The 16,299-nt window shown below is 73.5% G+C and carries 15 protein-coding genes and 1 riboswitch; of the genes, 10 read left to right on the forward strand and 5 right to left on the reverse strand.

Annotation, left to right across the window (positions count from 1 at the left end):
* Positions 1 to 133 precede the first annotated feature (133 nt).
* The 3 genes from OHA86_RS32370 to OHA86_RS32380 all read left to right on the forward strand — a co-directional run bounded on the left by OHA86_RS32370 (position 134) and on the right by OHA86_RS32380 (position 3,288).
* A complete protein-coding gene (locus OHA86_RS32370; protein ID WP_329181069.1) occupies positions 134 to 1,333 on the forward strand; it encodes a glycoside hydrolase family 6 protein in 1,200 nt (399 codons plus the stop codon).
* 304 nt (positions 1,334 to 1,637) lie between these two features.
* Entirely contained in the window at positions 1,638 to 2,243 is a 606-nt protein-coding gene (locus OHA86_RS32375) for a hypothetical protein (RefSeq protein WP_329181071.1), read from the forward strand.
* An 88-nt stretch (positions 2,244 to 2,331) separates the two neighbouring features.
* Positions 2,332 to 3,288, forward strand: coding sequence for a carbohydrate kinase family protein (locus OHA86_RS32380; RefSeq protein ID WP_329181073.1), 957 nt, complete (start codon positions 2,332 to 2,334; stop codon positions 3,286 to 3,288).
* Between the two features lie 10 nt (positions 3,289 to 3,298).
* On the opposite strand, the gene OHA86_RS32385 is transcribed toward OHA86_RS32380, so the two are convergent.
* From OHA86_RS32385 to OHA86_RS32400, 4 genes are all read right to left on the reverse strand, one after another.
* Complete coding sequence (locus OHA86_RS32385) at positions 3,299 to 4,111, reverse strand: DUF6227 family protein (RefSeq protein ID WP_329181075.1); 813 nt, start codon at positions 4,109 to 4,111, stop codon at positions 3,299 to 3,301.
* A 131-nt stretch (positions 4,112 to 4,242) separates the two neighbouring features.
* Positions 4,243 to 4,911, reverse strand: coding sequence for a ThuA domain-containing protein (locus OHA86_RS32390; protein WP_329181077.1), 669 nt, complete (start codon positions 4,909 to 4,911; stop codon positions 4,243 to 4,245).
* Between the two features lie 62 nt (positions 4,912 to 4,973).
* Complete coding sequence (locus tag OHA86_RS32395) at positions 4,974 to 6,035, reverse strand: AraC family transcriptional regulator (RefSeq protein ID WP_329181079.1); 1,062 nt, start codon at positions 6,033 to 6,035, stop codon at positions 4,974 to 4,976.
* A gap of 322 nt (positions 6,036 to 6,357) precedes the next feature.
* On the reverse strand, positions 6,358 to 7,014 hold the full coding sequence (locus OHA86_RS32400; RefSeq protein WP_329181081.1) for a TetR family transcriptional regulator: 657 nt from the start codon (positions 7,012 to 7,014) through the stop codon (positions 6,358 to 6,360).
* Positions 7,015 to 7,115: 101 nt separating this feature from the next.
* On the opposite strand from OHA86_RS32400, the gene OHA86_RS32405 reads away from it, so the two are divergent.
* Both OHA86_RS32405 and OHA86_RS32410 read left to right on the forward strand, forming a co-directional pair.
* Positions 7,116 to 7,268: a hypothetical protein gene (locus OHA86_RS32405; RefSeq protein WP_329181083.1), complete on the forward strand. Its 153-nt coding sequence runs from the start codon at positions 7,116 to 7,118 to the stop codon at positions 7,266 to 7,268.
* Positions 7,269 to 7,387: 119 nt separating this feature from the next.
* Positions 7,388 to 7,669, forward strand: coding sequence for a DUF4190 domain-containing protein (locus tag OHA86_RS32410; RefSeq protein ID WP_443071926.1), 282 nt, complete (start codon positions 7,388 to 7,390; stop codon positions 7,667 to 7,669).
* Positions 7,670 to 7,746: 77 nt separating this feature from the next.
* Here OHA86_RS32410 and OHA86_RS32415 read toward each other — a convergent pair whose 3' ends face one another.
* The gene (locus tag OHA86_RS32415) at positions 7,747 to 9,189 is read right to left on the reverse strand and encodes a glycine hydroxymethyltransferase (RefSeq protein ID WP_329181085.1); all 1,443 of its coding nucleotides are present in this window, start codon (positions 9,187 to 9,189) and stop codon (positions 7,747 to 7,749) included.
* A 33-nt stretch (positions 9,190 to 9,222) separates the two neighbouring features.
* Positions 9,223 to 9,312, reverse strand: a riboswitch (ZMP/ZTP riboswitch).
* Between the two features lie 164 nt (positions 9,313 to 9,476).
* On the opposite strand from OHA86_RS32415, the gene OHA86_RS32420 reads away from it, so the two are divergent.
* The 5 genes from OHA86_RS32420 to OHA86_RS32440 all read left to right on the forward strand — a co-directional run bounded on the left by OHA86_RS32420 (position 9,477) and on the right by OHA86_RS32440 (position 16,119).
* Positions 9,477 to 10,523, forward strand: a complete 1,047-nt coding sequence (locus OHA86_RS32420) for an enoyl-CoA hydratase/isomerase family protein (protein ID WP_329181087.1) — start codon at positions 9,477 to 9,479, stop codon at positions 10,521 to 10,523.
* A 95-nt stretch (positions 10,524 to 10,618) separates the two neighbouring features.
* Positions 10,619 to 11,359, forward strand: a complete 741-nt coding sequence (locus OHA86_RS32425) for a class I SAM-dependent methyltransferase (RefSeq protein WP_329181089.1) — start codon at positions 10,619 to 10,621, stop codon at positions 11,357 to 11,359.
* A 164-nt stretch (positions 11,360 to 11,523) separates the two neighbouring features.
* A complete protein-coding gene (locus OHA86_RS32430; protein ID WP_329181091.1) occupies positions 11,524 to 12,549 on the forward strand; it encodes a LacI family DNA-binding transcriptional regulator in 1,026 nt (341 codons plus the stop codon).
* A 246-nt stretch (positions 12,550 to 12,795) separates the two neighbouring features.
* On the forward strand, positions 12,796 to 14,712 hold the full coding sequence (locus tag OHA86_RS32435) for a ricin-type beta-trefoil lectin domain protein (RefSeq protein WP_443071927.1): 1,917 nt from the start codon (positions 12,796 to 12,798) through the stop codon (positions 14,710 to 14,712).
* 429 nt (positions 14,713 to 15,141) lie between these two features.
* Positions 15,142 to 16,119 carry a lysylphosphatidylglycerol synthase transmembrane domain-containing protein gene (locus tag OHA86_RS32440; protein ID WP_329181093.1) on the forward strand — a complete coding sequence of 326 codons (978 nt, stop codon included), beginning with the start codon at positions 15,142 to 15,144 and terminating at the stop codon, positions 16,117 to 16,119.
* Positions 16,120 to 16,299 lie beyond the last annotated feature (180 nt).

Consider the following 16,299-nt stretch of genomic DNA (forward strand, 5'->3'; position numbering starts at 1 on the left):
CGGTCCCGTGCGAGGAGTTAATTCCTCTGCATATGGGAGCGCTCCCATATTCGTGGCGAATGTCATGGAGCACCGCTGTGGAGAGCGCTTCCCGAACGGCACCCGTGTCCGCCTCCCAAGGAGCCCACCCCCCATGACCGCACGCGTCCGCGCACGTTCCCGTACGCTCACCGTCGCCGCGGCCACCGCCGCTCTTGCCGCCCTCACGGCCGCCGTGCCCGCGCACGCCACGGCGCCCGGCCACCCCGCGGCCGCCCCCACCACGCTGTTCACCCCGCCGGCCAACGCGGACGCGAACGCCCAGATCCTCGACCTCGCGCGGCACTGGCAGCTCAAGGACGCCGCCGGGCTGCTCGCCATGAGCCTGACCCCGCAGGCCGTCTGGCTGGACGGCGGCACCAGCCCCGCCGACACCCGCAAGGCCGTGGACAGGACCGCCACCGACGCCGCACGCAGGCACGCGCTGCCGGTCTTCGCGCTCTACAACATCCCCGGCCGCGACTGCGCCCAGTACTCGGCGGGCGGCGCCGCCGACACCGCCGAATACCAGGCCTGGATCGACGCGGTGAAGGCCGGCATCGGCGACCGGCCCGCCGACGTCGTCCTCGAACCCGACTCGCTCGCCCTGGTGCCCTCCGACTGCGGCATGGACGACGCCCAGGGCACGATGACCGCCCAGCGCTACGCCCAGATCCACTACGCCGTGACCGCCCTGGAACCGCTCTCCGGCACCAAGGTCTACCTGGACGCGGGCCACAGCGGCTGGCACAGCATCAACGACATCGTGCCGCGGCTGATCGCCGGCGGCGTCGACGACGCCACCGGCTTCTACCTCAACATCTCCAACTACCGCTCCGACAGCGAGATCGCCTGGTACGGCAAGCTCGTCTCGTCCTGTCTGGCCTACGTCTCCGCCGGCGGCGCCGCGTCCGCCTGCCCCAACCAGTACTGGCCGGTGAACGACGCCCAGGCCTGGCTGGACGCCAACGTCCACACCGCGCCCTCCGCCATGAAGCACTACGTCGCCGACACCAGCCGCAACGGCCAGGGCCCCTGGGTCGCGCCGGCCGGCGTCTACACCGACGCCCAGGACTGGTGCAACCCGCCAGGACGCGGCCTCGGCGCCCGCCCGACCCTCAGCACCGGCGACCCGCTCCAGGACGCCAGGCTCTGGGTGAAGATCCCCGGTGAGTCCGACGGCCAGTGCACCCGCGGCACCGCGGGCCCCAACGACCCCGAGCGCGGCTACCAGGACCCCGCGGCGGGCAAGTGGTTCCCGCAGCAGGCACTCGAACTGGTCCACAACGCCGACCCCGCGGTGTTCCCGCACTGAACCGCCCGGCCCCGTCCGCCCTGCCGGCCCGGGGTGCGGATGGGGCCGGTGTGACAGTTTCCGCGTCCTGAGCGCCATGAGAAGCAGGACCGCGCGTCCGAGGGCGGCGCGCGGTCCGCCGACGAGCGAAAGAGGGGCCTGGCCGGCGGACAGTCCAGCGCCCGGCCGGGCGGGCGTCGAGCAGCGGCCCGGCGGGCATCCCGCACCCGGCCGGGCGGACGTCCAGCGCCCGGCACGGCAACGAAGTGACCGTGGTCCGGCGAGGCACGGCGGTCCCCGCGGCCGGTCGGGCACAGTGGACGGCATGCTGCCAGAGGTCCCGTCGCCGAACGACCCGCATGTGCGTCACATGCGGAGGATGTTCCTCGCCGTCATCACCGGAAGCTTCCTCTTCCTCATCCCGTGGATCGCCTACCTGTCGGTGAGCCTGCCGACCCGGCGGACGGTCAGCAACTGGCGCTACGCCTGGGTCGGCTTCGACGCCGCGCTGGTCGTCGCGATCGGCATCACCGCGCTGTGCGCCTGGCGGCGCCTGCAGATCTTCGTCCCGTGGGCCGTGGCGACCGCCACCCTGCTGTGCTGCGACGCGTGGTTCGACATCGTGCTGGACTGGAACAGCAACGAGCTGACCGGGTCGATCGTGACCGCGGTCGCCGCCGAACTCCCGCTCGCCGCGCTGCTGCTGTACGCGGCCAGGAAGATGTTCCGGCTGACGGTGGCCGTCGCCTGGCGCCGGGCGGGCCGCCAGGGGCCCCTGCCGCCGCTGTCCCGGCTGTCGCTGATCGCGCTGACCGGCCACGAGGAGCCGCCGCAGGCGGCGCAGCCCGAGCACCAGGACGGGCGGCGGCGCGGCCACGATGAACCGCCCCGCGGCCCGGACGACGGGCGCGGCGATCAGCGCGCACCATGATCGGGTGCGGCGGCCGGGCGTTTCGGTAGGATCTTGCTGCAATGTGCAGCGCGGCGCCCCGCGTTGGACCACGACGGAGAGCACGCCGATGACCACCGCACCGACCGGCCCGGCCTACGACGTGCTGGTGGTCGGCGGCGCCGGGGTCGACACCATCGTCCTGGTGGACGAACTGGCCGTGCCGAGCGGCGACTTCCTCGGTGTCCCGCCGATCAGGGACTACGTGGCGCACACCGGGAACGGCGTGGCGCTGGGCTTCCACGCGCTCGGCCTGGCCACGAAATTCATCGACTTCCTCGGTGACGACCCGCAGGGCCGGATGATCCTGGACCGCTACGCCGCCGCCGGGCTGGACTTCAGCCATCTGCCGGCGCCGGCCGGCACCCCGCGCAGCGTCAACCTGGTCGACCGCGAAGGACGCCGCTTCTCCTTCTACGACGGCCGCCACCCGTACGGGCTGCGGCTGCCCGGCAGCTTCTACCTGCCGCTTCTCGAACGCGCCCGCCATGTGCACATCTCCCGCTCACCGCACGCGGAGCCGGTCTTCGCCGACGCCCTGCGGCTCGGCCGTACGGTCTCCACCGATTTGCACGCCTGGGACGGCGAGGACGGCTCGGCGCACCCGTGGGCCTATGGCGCCGACCTGGTCTTCCTCAGCGCCGCCACCGTCGGAGAGCGCATTCCCGCGGTCATGCGGCAGATCCTGGACCAGGGCAGGGCCGCCCTGGTGGTGGCCACCGACGGGGCCGCCGGCTGCCAGGTGATGGAGCGCGGCGACAGCAGGCCACGGCACTTCCCCGCCGTCGCGCCCGAGCGGCCAGTGGTGGACAGCAACGGCGCGGGCGACGCCTTCCTCACCGCCTTCCTGCACGCCCGCTTCTCGGGCGCCGCGCTGGAGGACTGCGTGCTGGCCGGATCGGTCTCCGGTGCCTACGCCTGCGGCAGCCCCGGCACCCATGAGGAGCTGATCAGCGCCGCCGCGCTCGCCGCCGCCGTCGGGCGCGCGGGCGGCGCGGGCCCCGGCCCCGCCGCGTCCGTACGCTGACCCGCCGCCGTCAGCCGGCCTCGATCCGCCGGATCGCGGTGTCGAGCGCGGCGTCCTGCGACGCGTAGACCTCGCACACCGGGTCGCCGCTCGGCGTGCGGGTGTGGTCGATCTCCCACAGGCTCACCTCGCTGCCGTCCAGCAGCAGGAACGCGTGCTCGTACAGCGACCAGGACACATGGCGGCCGGCCACCAGCGCGCTTCTGCGGGTGACGATGCTGATGTCGTGCGCGATGGCCGCGCGCAGCCGGATCCCGACCTCGCTGCCGGGTGCCCCGGCGTTGGCCGCCCGGCGCAGCAGCCGCCTGGCGTGCTCGGCGGAGTCGCCCTCGGTGTAGGCCCGCCGGAGAGCGTTCTCCGGGCGGCCCGCCGCGAGCAGCGCGTCCAGGTCCTCGGCGCCGCGCTCGGGCCGGATCACGCCGCCGCGCGGGTCGTACGGCAGCTCCTGCGGGCCGTTCGTCCCGCCGAAGGCCATGTCGACCTCCCACTCGGCGAGCGTCAGCCCCTCCTGCTCGGTGAAGACCGAGCGGTGCGGCAGAGCGTCGGCGCCCGTGTCGTGCTCCAGCTCCCACACCACCCGCACGGTGCCGTCCGGCAGCAGGAAGCTGTGCCGGAAGGTCCGCCGGTTCATCCGCCGCGGCGGACCCTTGGTGTGGCGGCACGACTGGAGACCGCAGTAGTGCATCAACGCGAAGCGCACGGCGCCGAGTTCGCGTGCCGCCGCGACGCCGTTGTCCGCCCGCTCGAGCAATCCGGCCAGCTGTTCGGACGGCACACCGCCCGAGCGCTCGGGTTCTGCCGTGTCCGCGCCTTCCACGTCCATACGGTCCTCCCGGCTTCCGCCGTACTCAACCCACCCGGCGACTCAGGGTAGTAGTGCCGTCGCCGATTGCGCCCGTGAACGACGACAATTCCGGGCGTGCGGCCGGTTTTCGCGCCCCCTCGCAGGGCGGGTCACTCGTGCGCGCGCCCCGCGGACCACAGCAGCGCCCCGCGCAGGTGCGCACGGAAGTCAGGGTCGGCGTAGGCCGATTCGGAGTGCCCGAGCGCGGTGCAGAACGACCGGCCCGCACCCACCCGCCGACACCACACCAGCGGATGGTCGGCGCCCATCGTGCCGCCCTCGTACCGCCCTTCGTCCACCGACGCCAGCACCCGCACCCCGGCGCCGCGCGGGCTCGCCCCGAAGTCGTACCACTCGTCGGTCCACTCCCACTCGCGCGGCAGATGCGCGGTGGCCGGGTGGTCCCGGTCCTCCACCGTCACCGCGGCGGTCTGCACCGCGGGATGCCCGGTGAAGCGCGCCCCGGTCAGCTCGCCGTACCACGGCCAGTCGTATTCGGCGCAGGTCGCGGCATGCACGCCGAGAAAGCCGCCGCCGCCGGTGACGTACGCCCGCAGCGCGCGCCGGGCGTCGTCGTCCAGCACCTCGCCGGTGGGGGACAGGAAGACCACGGCCGCGCAGCGGTTCGCCAACTGCCTTTCCAGCTCCCGCGGATCCTCGGTGTGCCGCACCGACAGCCCCTCGGCCGCGGCGAGTCCGGCGAGCGCGGCCACCCCCGCGCCGATCGAGTCGTGCCGGTAGCCGGCGGTCGCGGTGAACACGGCGACGTGCTCGGGCATGTGTGCTTCTCCCCTGCTCAGCCGAGATGAACGGGCCGGACGGCCGCTGCGGCCCAAGCGGCTCACTCCTCCCGCCCCGGCAGGGGTGTGCCGTCGGCGTCGAGGGTCTGCCAGCGGTGCATCGCCCGGCGCAGTGACCGCGGTTCGGCGAAGCCGAGCCGGGCGGCGGCGCGCTGGGCGGACTCCGAGCCGGTGCGGCGCAGGCCCGCCGAGCGCTCCCTGCGTACGGCGTCGAGTTCGGCACGCCAGGTGGTGTCGGCCTCGGCGAGCCGCCGCTGCAAGGTGCGCGGGCTGACCGCGAGTCCGCGGGCGGTGCCGGCCAGCGACGGGCGGCCGTCGCCGAGCTGGGCCAGGATCGCGGCCCGCAGACCCGGCAGTGGGCCGACCGGACCCTGCCGCGGCGGCGGGTAGGCGGCGGCGCACCGCATGATGATCGCGGCGAGCGCCGGATCCGCGGTGGCCATCGGCAGCTCCAGCTCCTTGCGGTGCAGGGTGATCGTGTCGGCGGGGGCGCCGAAGTCGAGGGTGGCGGTGCCGAAGTAGTCGGTGTGGCCGGCCGTCCGCCGCGGCGCCCGGTGGGTGAACGACACCCGGGTCGGAGAGAGCGCTCTCCCGGTGCCGTGCCGCATGTGCTCGGTGAGCACCGCGAGGACGAACTCGGCCGCCACGCTCCGTACGTCGTCGTCCGGGCGCAGGATGTCGTAGCCGATGGTGACCTCGTCACCGCACTCCTCGGTGGTGATCCGGGAGTTGCTGCTCACCACATGGATGTGCGCGGCGGCGAGCGCCAGCCCCTCGCCCAGCGTGGGCGCGGTGCTGATCAGGTAGTCGACCAGGTCGAACAGCCCGTGCCGGTAGCGGGCGCCGGCCAGCAGGCCCGCGTCGGGCCGCCCGGTGCGGGCCAGCACCTCGCGCCACAGCCGGAAGGTGCCGGCCGACGGGGTGCGGGCGGTGACCGGGGCGCTCAGTATGGTCGGCAGCCCCGCGGCCCGTACCAGCGACTCGGCTTCCGCTGTGTCGCGGGCGACGGCCCGGGCGATGAACCGGGGCACCACGACGCATTCGGTCAGCTCGGCGGCCCCGGCCGGCTCGGCGGCGGGCGGCGACGGCTCGGGGGACGGCATGCCAGGCACCTCGGCAAATCTGCGGTCCGCGGCGTTCTGCCGCAGGTGGGGAGCGCTCTCCCAGGCTACGCCCGGCCTGGCGCGTTCTGTCCGCGAGCTGTCGCGTTGTGTCCTCCCCTGAGGCGAACCTCCCGGGCCATGATCGGGGGCAACGGTGCCTGAGGGTGCCGGGTTCGCCCGCGCAGGGGAGGTGCGGCGACACCGGGGGAGGGCGCCGGCGCGGGCGGTTCACCGTTCGCGCCGGCGAAAAGCGCCCCATCTGCGCCCATACGCGGGCAAAGCGATCAGGCCGCCCCGCCCGCGCCCCGAGGCCGTGCGGCGCTCAGGCCCGCCCGGTCGGCCAGTGGCTGCGTCCCAGGCTGATGATCTGCATTTGCAGCCGAGCCGTGCGGGTGATCACCTCGCGGGCCGCCGGATCCTCCTGCGGCGCCTCCATGAGCGCCGCGGCCGTCATCACCATGTGGTCCACGTACAGCGCGGCCAGCACCCGCAGATCCGCCGCACTCCAGCCCGCCGACACCGGCTGCGTCGCGAGCCCGGCGGCCACCTCGTCGGTGAAGCGCCCCAATTCCGCCGCGATCGCCTCGCGCACCGGCCGCACCCCGCCGTAACGCTCGCGGGCGATGAACCGGATGTGCGCCCGGTGCTCGTCCACGTAGGCCGCGGTGACCGCCACCGTACGGTCGATCAGCCGCTCCGCGTCCTGCCCGCCGGCCATCGCGTCCCTGATCACCGTGTGCAGGCTGCCCAGTGCCTCGCCGACCAGGGCCACGCCCAGTGCCGCCATGTCGGGGAAGTGCCGGTAGAAGGCGGTCGGCGCGACGCCTACCGCCCGGGTGACCTCGCGCAGCCCCAGGCTGCTCAGGCTCTGCCGGTCGAGCAGCCGCAGACCGGCGTCCAGCAGCGCCTGCCGGGTCTGCTCCTTCTGGGCCTGCCGGACCCCTGGTCGGATCTGCCGGGTCGCTGGCGTGTGACTCATGTCATTCAGTAAACAACCGTTCGCCCAGTCCCGCCACTGTAGACTCGGACTCAGTGAACAAGTGTTACCCCAAACTCCAACTCCCCGGAGGTGCAGCCGATATGAGTCTCGTCATCCTCCTGCTGGGCATCGGCGTCGTGATGGGAGCCGCCGCCCACATCTCGCTCACCGCTTTCACCGTCGCGTCCGCCGCCATCGCCGCCTGGCTGCTCGCCTTCGCGGTACGCGAGGCCGCCGCCCGGCGCCGCAACTGACGTCCGCCCGCGGCGCGTACGTACCTGCCGCGCCGCGTCCGGCCGCGCGTCCGCCGCGACACCTGCGTCCGCGCGTCCCGAACCGCCCGCTCACCGTGAGCGTTCCTGGAGGGAACACCGTGAACACCGCAGCCCACCCGGCCGCGACCGGCGCACCGGCCGCGCCCACCCGTGACGCCGACGGCATGGCCGTCGCCTCCTTCCTGCTCGGCCTGCCCGGCCTGCTGGTCCTCAACCTGGTGCTCGGCCCGGCCGCGATCGTGCTCGCGCTCACCGCGCTGGCCCGCGGCACCCGCCGCCGGGGCCGAGCGGTGCTCGGCCTCGCCCTCGGCGTGGCGGCCCTCGCGATCCAGGCCGCGCTGACCGTCGCCGGCCACGGCGTGCTCTGGTCGTTCGACTGACCCGCGGGCGTGCGAAAGGGGGGGCGCCCCGCCGACCGGCCGGGGCGCCCCCCCCTTTCGCACGCCCGCGCGGGCGGTCAGCTCAGATCGATGCCCGGGTAGAGCGGGAAGCCGGCCAGCAGGTCCGTCGCCCGCTTGGCGACCTGGTCGGCGACCGCGGAGTCCAGGACGTGGTGCGCCTTCGACAGCCCGCCCTTGGGCGCCGCCGCGGCCGTCGTCCCCGACAGCACGGTGTCGATCAGCCCGGCGATCTCGTCCATCTCCCGCACGCCGAGGCCGCGGGTGGTCAGCGCCGGGGTGCCGATCCTGATCCCCGAGGTGTACCAGGCGCCGTTCGGGTCCTGCGGCACCGAATTGCGGTTGGTGACGATGCCCGCGTCCAGCAGCGCCGCCTCGGCCTGCCGCCCGGTCAGGCCGTAGCCCGACACGTCGATCAGCACCAGGTGGTTGTCGGTGCCGCCGGTGACCAGCTTCGCGCCGCGGGTGAGCAGGCCCTCGGCCAGCGCCCGCGCGTTGTCCACGATCTGCCGCGCGTAGTCACGGAACTCCGGCCGGGACGCCTCCGCCAGCGCCACCGCCTTCGCCGCCATCACATGCGGCAGCGGTCCGCCGAGCACCATCGGGCAGCCCCGGTCCACGTGCTCGGCGAGCGAGTCGTCGCACAGCACCATGCCGCCGCGCGGGCCGCGCAGCGACTTGTGGGTGGTGGTCGTGACGATGTTCGCGTGCGGCACCGGGTCGAAGTCGCCGGTCAGCACCTTGCCGGCGACCAGCCCCGCGAAGTGGGCCATGTCGACCATCAAGGTCGCGCCCACCTCGTCGGCGATCTCCCGCATGATGCGGAAGTTCACCAGCCGGGGGTAGGCGGAGTAGCCCGCCACGATGATCAGCGGGCGGAATTCGCGGGCCGTCGCGCGCAGCGCCTCGTAGTCGAGCAGCCCGGTCTCCGGGTCGGTGCCGTAGCTGCGCTGGTCGAACATCTTGCCGGAGATGTTCGGCCGGAAGCCGTGCGTGAGGTGGCCGCCGGCGTCCAGCGACATGCCCAGCATGCGCTGGTTGCCGAACTCGGACCGCAACTGCGCCCAGTCCTGCTCCGACAGGTCGTTGACCTGGCGCACCCCGGCCCTTGCCAGGCCCGGCGTCTCGACCCGCTGCGAGAGCACCGCCCAGAAGGCCACGAGGTTCGCGTCGATCCCGGAGTGCGGCTGCGCGTACGCGTGCGCGGCGCCGAAGACGCTGCGGGCGTGCTCGGCCGCCAGCGCCTCGACGGTGTCGACATTGCGGCAGCCCGCGTAGAAGCGGCGGCCGACCGTGCCCTCGGCGTACTTGTCGCTGAACCAGTTGCCCATCGTCAGCAGCACGGCGGGGGAGGCGTAATTCTCGCTGGCGATCAGCTTGAGCATCTCGCGCTGGTCGGTGAGCTCCGCGGCGATGGCCTCCGCGACCCGCGGCTCGACCCCCCGGATCACTTCGAGCGCGCTGCGGAAGGCGATCGACTCTGTGCTGTACGGCTCCGCCATGGTGGTCCTCCGGTCGTCGTTCGTCGTCGTCAACGGGACGGCCCAGGCGCACGGCTCTGTGAGTACAGCGAGCCGCTCCCCGATGGTTGACCCCATCCCAGCGCGCCAGTCACGGCTCACGCGGAGCCTATCAATCCCCCGGGGATGCCGTCCGCCCCCTCGGGCACGCCCGTTCCCCGGCCCCGCCCCGGCGGGAGGTCCGGCGGCCTGGCCTGACCGGCGGCGCGGACCGGGTGTTTTCATGGAGCCGCGGCCCGCGAAGGGCATCGCACAACACAGGGAGCAGCATGCCCGAGCCCGCCGACCCCGCCGCACCCGCCCGTCCCGGCGACCAGGTCCGGACGGAGGAGCCCGTGCGGACGCATGTCACGCCCGCCGGCGCCGGCGTCGTCGAACTGGCCCGCCCGGCCGCGCTGAACGCCCTGGACCTCACGATGGTCCGCCTCATGACCCGCGCCCTCACCGCGTGGCGCGACGATCCCGCCGTACGGTCCGTGGTCGTCCGCAGCGCCTCGCCGAAGGCGTTCTGCGCGGGCGGCGACATCCTCGCGGTACGGGCGGCGGGCATGGCGGGCGACGACACCGCGGTGCGTGCCTACTTCACCGCCGAATACGGGCTGAACGCGCTGATCGCCGGCTACCCCAAGCCGTACACCGCCCTGATCGACGGGTACGCGATGGGCGGCGGTCTGGGCATCTCGGTGCACGGCTCGGCGCGGGTGGTGACCGAACGCGCGTCGCTGGCCATGCCGGAGACCGGCATCGGCTTCTTCCCCGACATCGGCGCGAGCTACTTCCTGCCGCGGCTGCCGGGTGCCTACGGCTGGTATCTGGGGCTCACCGGAGCCCGCGTCACCGGTCGGGCCGCCGTGGCGTGCGGGCTCGGCACGCACCATGTGCCCGCGGCCGGCCTGCCCGCGCTGGAGGCCGAGTTGACCGGCGCGGGAGCCGCCGACCCCGACGCCGTACTGCGCCGCTTCGCCGCTCCGCCCGCGCCGCCGGCCGGGCACGCGGACGCGGTCGCCCGGTGCTTCTCCGCGCCCGGCCTGCCGCAGCTGCGCGCGCGGCTGGCGGCCGAGGAGGGGCAGCGGGAGTGGGCGGACGACACGCTCGCCCTGCTGGACGCGGCCTCGCCGGCGAGCCTGGCGATCACCGCCGGCCTGCTGCGGGCGGGCGCCGGCTCGACACTGGAGGAGTGCCTGGCCCGCGAACTCGACCTGGCGTGCCGTACCGCCCGCACCGCCGACTTCCACGAGGGCGTACGCGCCGCCCTGGTCGACAAGGACCGCAAACCGGCCTGGTCGGCGCAGGCGCAGCCAGAGCGCCTCTCGTAATGTGAGATGACGGTGTCACGATACGGACGGCGGGCGTAGCGTGACGCCGGAACTCGCCGCGCCGTGGCGGGAAGTGACGACGGGAGCACCACGCCATGCCTCGGGAATGGGACGCGAAGACCTACGACGCGCTGCCGCTGCCGCATCTGGGCTGGGGGCGGCGCACCTTGGCCAGGCTGCCGCTCAAGGGTGACGAGCGGGTGCTCGACGCGGGCTGCGGCACCGGCCGCGACACCGAGGGGCTGCTCGACCTGCTGCCGGACGGCCGGGTGGTGGCGGTGGACGGATCGGTCCGCATGCTGGACCAGTTGCGCGAGCGGCTGGCCGGCCGGCTCGACCGGGTCGAGGTCGTGCACGCCGACCTGACCGGGCCGCTGCCCTTCGACGGCGAGGTCGACGCGGTCTTCAGTGTCGCCGCCTTCCACTGGATCGAGGACCACGCCGCGCTCTTCTCGTCGCTGGCCGCCCGGATGCGGCCCGGCGCCCGGCTGGTCGCCGAGTGCGGCGGCCGGGGCAATATCGCGGCGGTCAGCGCGGCCGTCGCCGACGTCCTCGGCGGCGCCCCCGGCATGTGGGACTTCGCCGGCGCCGAGGACACCCGGCGGCGCCTCGCGGCGGCCGGCTTCACCGGCATCGAGGTGGCGCTGCGCCCCGACCCCGCCAGGTTCGAGCCGGGCGGGCAGTTCGAGGCGTATTTGGCCACCGTGATCCTCGGCGCCCACCTGGACGCGATGGCCGACGCCGACCGCGAACCGTTCGTCACGGCCGTGGCCGGCCGGCTCGCCGAGCCGGTCGCGGACTACGTACGGCTGGAGATCTCGGCGGTCCTGGCATGATCGGCGCGCGCTCAACCGGTTGAGCGCGACCGGCGGGTGCCGGGACCGCACAGCCGTGCCGGGCGGGGTTCGGCGTTGTTAAGGTGTGCGGGCCGATCACACCCACCGCCCAGCCGAACCCGCCGTTCACGGCCCGCGGGCCGCCCTGCCGTATCGAGGCCGAATTGAGCCCCAAGAAGCGTCCCACCATCGCCGACATCGCCGAGGCCGCAGGCGTGTCCAAGGGCGCCGTGTCCTATGCGCTGAACGGCAAGGCGGGCGTCTCCGAGCAGACCAGGGCGAGGATCGTGGAGATCGCCGCGCGGATGGGCTGGCACCCCAGCAGCGCCGCCCGCGCCCTGTCCGACGGGCGCAGCGGCGCGATCGGCCTGGTCGTGGACCGGCCGGCCTGGGTGCTGGGCATCGAGCCGTTCTTCATGCAGCTGATCTCCGGTGTCGAGGCCGGCCTGGCCCCCACCGGTACCGCGCTGCTGCTCCAGGTCACCGACGACGCCAGGGCCGAGGAGGCCGCCTACCGGCGCTGGTGGGGGGAGCGCAGGGTCGACGGGGTGCTGCTGGTCGACCTGCGCGAGCAGGACCGCCGGCTCGCCCTGGTCGCGGAACTCGGCCTGCCGGCGGTCGTGATCGGCCACGCGTCGGTCACCTCGGGCGTGCCGTCGGTGTGGATCAACGACGGGGCCGCGGTGCGCGAGACCCTGGCGTATCTGGCCGCGCTGGGCCACCGCAGGATCGCCCGGGTCGCCGGCCCCGCGCACTTCGTGCACACCAGGGAGCGCGGCGAGGCCTTCGACGCGGCCACGGCCGAACTCGGCCTGGACGGTGTGCCGTGCGTCTACACCGACTACTCGGGCGAGGACGGCGCGCGGGCCACCCGGCGGCTGCTGTCCGGGTCGCTGCGGCCCACCGCGATCGTCTACGACAACGACGTGATGGCGGTGGCCGCGCTGAGCGTCACCCAGGAGATGGGCGTCGCGGTGCCCGGCCGGCTGTCGCTGGTCGCCTGGGACGACAGCGAGCTGTGCCGGCTGGTGCATCCCGCGCTGACCGCGGTCAGCCGGCGGGTGATGGAGTACGGCGAGCGGGCCGCGACGGCGCTGCTCTCGCTCATCGACGGTACCCCCGTCCCCGACATCCTCCTGCCGCCGCCCGCCCTGGTGCCGCGCGGCAGCACCGCGCCCTGCGGGGCGTAGCGCGCCTCCCGTGGCGGGCCGGGGCGCCTGCCCCGCGATGTCCGCTGAAGCGGTCAACCACCGTGTGTTACATGCTGTTTCAGCCCGGTGCCCAGCGTGCGATCCCTTGACGGGCGTGATGCGCCCTAGTTAAATCACGTCGCGATATAAGTCGTGAAACAAGGTGTGAAACAAGCGTGCAAACCCCCTCGCTGCACGCTTGACCATGTCAGGCCCATGCCATCGTGCCGAGAAAGGCAACGACCCATGAGCGCAGCAACCCGGCCCCACACGGGCAGATCCTCCGGATCCCGACTGCGACGCGTCATCGTCGGGACGCTCACCGCCGCGGCAGCGGCGATCACCCCCATGCTCGCCGTACCCGCGACCGCGCACGCCGCGGGCGAGAGCGTGCAGGTCTACCTCACCACCACCAACGACTCCGGCGGCCGCAACGTCGTCAAGGGCCTGGAGCAGCAGGCACCGCTGTCCTTCGGTTCGGGCACCGGCGGCTCCGGCCAGAACGTGACGGTGGACGAGGGCACCACCTACCAGCAGTTCACCGGCGGCGGCGCGTCGTTCACCGACACCGCCGCCTGGCTGATGAACAGCAGCGGCGCACTGTCGGCGTCGACCCGCAACACCGTCATGCAGAAGCTGTTCGACCCGGTCAACGGGATCGGCATCGGCTTCCTGCGCAACCCGATGGGCGCCTCCGACCTGGCGCGCGGCAACTACACGTACGACGACATGCCCGCGGGCCAGACCGACGCGAGCCTCGCGCACTTCTCCATCGCCCACGACCTGGCAGACGTCGTCCCGCTCACCAAGCAGGCGCGGCAACTCAACCCGAACGTCAAGGTCATGGGCACCCCCTGGACCCCGCCGCCGTGGATGAAGGACAACGGCGCCTACAGCCAGGGCTGGCTCCAGTCGCAGTACTACGCCGCCTACGCGCAGTATTTCGTCAAGTACCTCCAGGCGTACCAGGCGCAGGGCGTCCCGGTGGACTACATCACCGTGCAGAACGAGCCCACCTGCTGCAGCGGCTACCCGTCGGCGCAGTGGAACGGCACCGGGCTGGCGTACTTCACCAAGACCAACCTGCTGCCCGCGCTGCACACCGCGGGGCTGTCCACCAAGGTCCTTGCGCTGGACTGGAACTGGGACACCTACGACAGCTACGCGGCCCCCACCGTCACCGACGCCGCCGTGCGCAACGACCCCAACTTCGGCGGGATCGCCTGGCACGGCTACGGCGGCAGCGTCGGGGAGCAGACCACCGTCCACAACCAGTACCCGACCCTGCCGGCGTTCGACACCGAGCACTCCGGCGGCACCTGGATCGCCAACCAGCAGAAGGAGGACATGGAGAACCTGATCGACTACACCCGCAACTGGGGCCAGAGCTGGGTCAAGTGGAGCCTGGCGGTCGATCAGAACATGGGTCCGCACAACGGCGGCTGCGGCACCTGCACGGGCCTGATCACCGTGCACAACGGTGACAGCCGCAGCGGACAGGTGGACTACACGATCGAGTACTACACGATGGGCCAGCTCACCAAGTTCGTGAAGCCCGGCGCAACCCGGATCGCCTCCACCGACAACTCCACGATCCGCAACGTCGCCTGGCGCAACCCGGACGGCTCCAAGGCGCTCATCGCGTACAACGAGTCGTCGTCCGCGCAGACCCTGCGGGTCAACTGGGGCAACGAGAACTTCTCGTACTCGCTGCCCGGCGGCGCCTCGGCGACCTTCACCTGGGCCGGCACCCCCGGCACGGGCGGGAACACCGGCGGCCACACCGGCACCATCACCGGCTACGGCGGCAAGTGCGTCGACGTCGCGAGCGGCAGCAGCGCCAACGGCACCGCCGTGCAGCTCTACGACTGCAACGGCAGCACCGCCCAGTCCTGGACCGCCTCGGGCAGCACCTTCCAGGCGCTCGGCAAGTGCCTGGACGTCGCGTCGGCCGGCACCGCCAACGGCAGTCAGGTGCAGCTCTACGACTGCAACGGCACCGGCTCGCAAGTGTGGACCAGAGGCGCCGGCAACACCCTGGTCAATCCGCAGTCCGGCAGATGCCTGGACGCGACGGGGCCGAGTTCGGCCAATGGCACCCGGCTGCAGATCTGGGACTGCACCGGCGCCGCCAACCAGCAGTGGACCGCGCCGGCCGCGTGATCCGCTGACCCCCTGAACGGCCGGTCCGCGGCCCTCTCACCGCGGTCGGCCTCGCCGAAGGAAGAGAAAGCAGGACCGCCGGTCCGCGCAGCCAGCGCGGGCCGGCGGTCCGGCATGCCCCGATCCGCCCTGATCCACCGCGGCCCCGGTCCCGTACGGCTCCGGCAGGCGCTGCCCGCGGCCGGTCGCGCACCGAGTCGTCAACAGCTGTTTGTCAGACGTTGACCCAGGTGGCCGTGTGCGGGTGGGACGCGGCCCCCGTCGCCGCCTAACCTGGGTGGAGCGTCCGCTTCCGTTCCGGCCGCCCACCCGCCCCTGCCCCGCTCCGCCCGTCCCCCCTGCCCGGTCCCGTTCCCCCACCACCGCCAGGACCGCTGTCCCGCTCCCTGCGGCGCCCCGTCGCCGTGCCCCACGCGACGAGGAGTCCCCGTGTCCATCGCCCGCAACGAGGGTGCCGGCTGGCAACGCGCTTCTGTCCGGTCGATGGCGGTGCTGCTGCCGGTGGTCGCGGTCGCGGTGCTGGTGTCCAGCAAGTGGGCGATGATCGGCTCCAGCGCCGGCCAGCTCGGCGCCGCGGACGGCGAGTGGCTCGCGGTCGCCTGCTGCGCCGCCTTCATGACCTGGGTCTGCTCGGCCACCGCCCAGCAGGGCGCGGTCGTCGAACGGCTGCCGGCCGGGCTGCTGCTGGCCGCGCAGTTCGCCGCGTCGGCCGCCAACCACGTGCTGCCGGCCGGCGTCGGCGGCAACGCCGTCAACCTGCGGTTCCTGGTGCGCAGGGGGCTGAGCCCGACCCGTTCGGTGGCGGCGCTCGCGGTACGCGCCTGCGCCGCGGTGATCGGCCGGGTCGCGCTGCTGCTCGCGGTGCTCGCGCTCTTCCCCGGCGCCCTGCACCTGCACCGGGTCACCGGCGGCGGGCCCGAGGTCCCCGACCACCCGCTGGTGATCGCGGGGGTGGTGGCGGCGCTCGTGGCGGGCGGCGTGGTGCTGACCCGGTGCGCCCGCCGGCTGCGCGACCGGCTGCGGGACTTCCTCGGCTCGGTCGCCCGCGACGTCCGCGTGCTGCACGGCAACCGGGCCCGGGTGGTGGCGCTGTGGGGCGGCTCGCTGGCCTTCCCCGCCATGCACGCGGCCGTGGTGGTCTCGGTGGTGCGCGCGCTGCACGCGCCGGTGCCGGTGAGCGGGGTCGTGGTGGCGTACCTGTTCGCCAGCACCGCGGCCGGCTGGCTGCCGACGCCGGCCGGCCTCGGCTCGCTGGACGCGGCCCTCGGCCTCGCGCTGGTCACCGCCGGCGCCTCCGCGGTCGCCGCCACTTCCGCCGTCCTGGGCTACCGGCTGGTGACGGCCTGGCTGCCGCTGGTGCCCGGGGTGCTGGTACTGGCAGTGCTGGTGCGGCGCAGAGAACTGTGAGGGGTCCGCGGGAAGTTCTTGGTACAGACCTTTGTCGGAAGTATTGACGGCACTTCGCCCGGCCATTTAAATCACGTCCTGAACTAAGACGTGAGCGAAGTCCGCCCCGGGTGAGCAGCATCCGCCCGGGGTGCGGTCCGGCTCGCCGAATGTCAGGAGCATGACTGCTCTGGGTCCTGT

The sequence above is a fragment of the Streptomyces sp. NBC_01477 genome (assembly GCF_036227245.1).
In the GTDB taxonomy this organism is placed as follows: Bacteria; Actinomycetota; Actinomycetes; order Streptomycetales; family Streptomycetaceae; genus Actinacidiphila.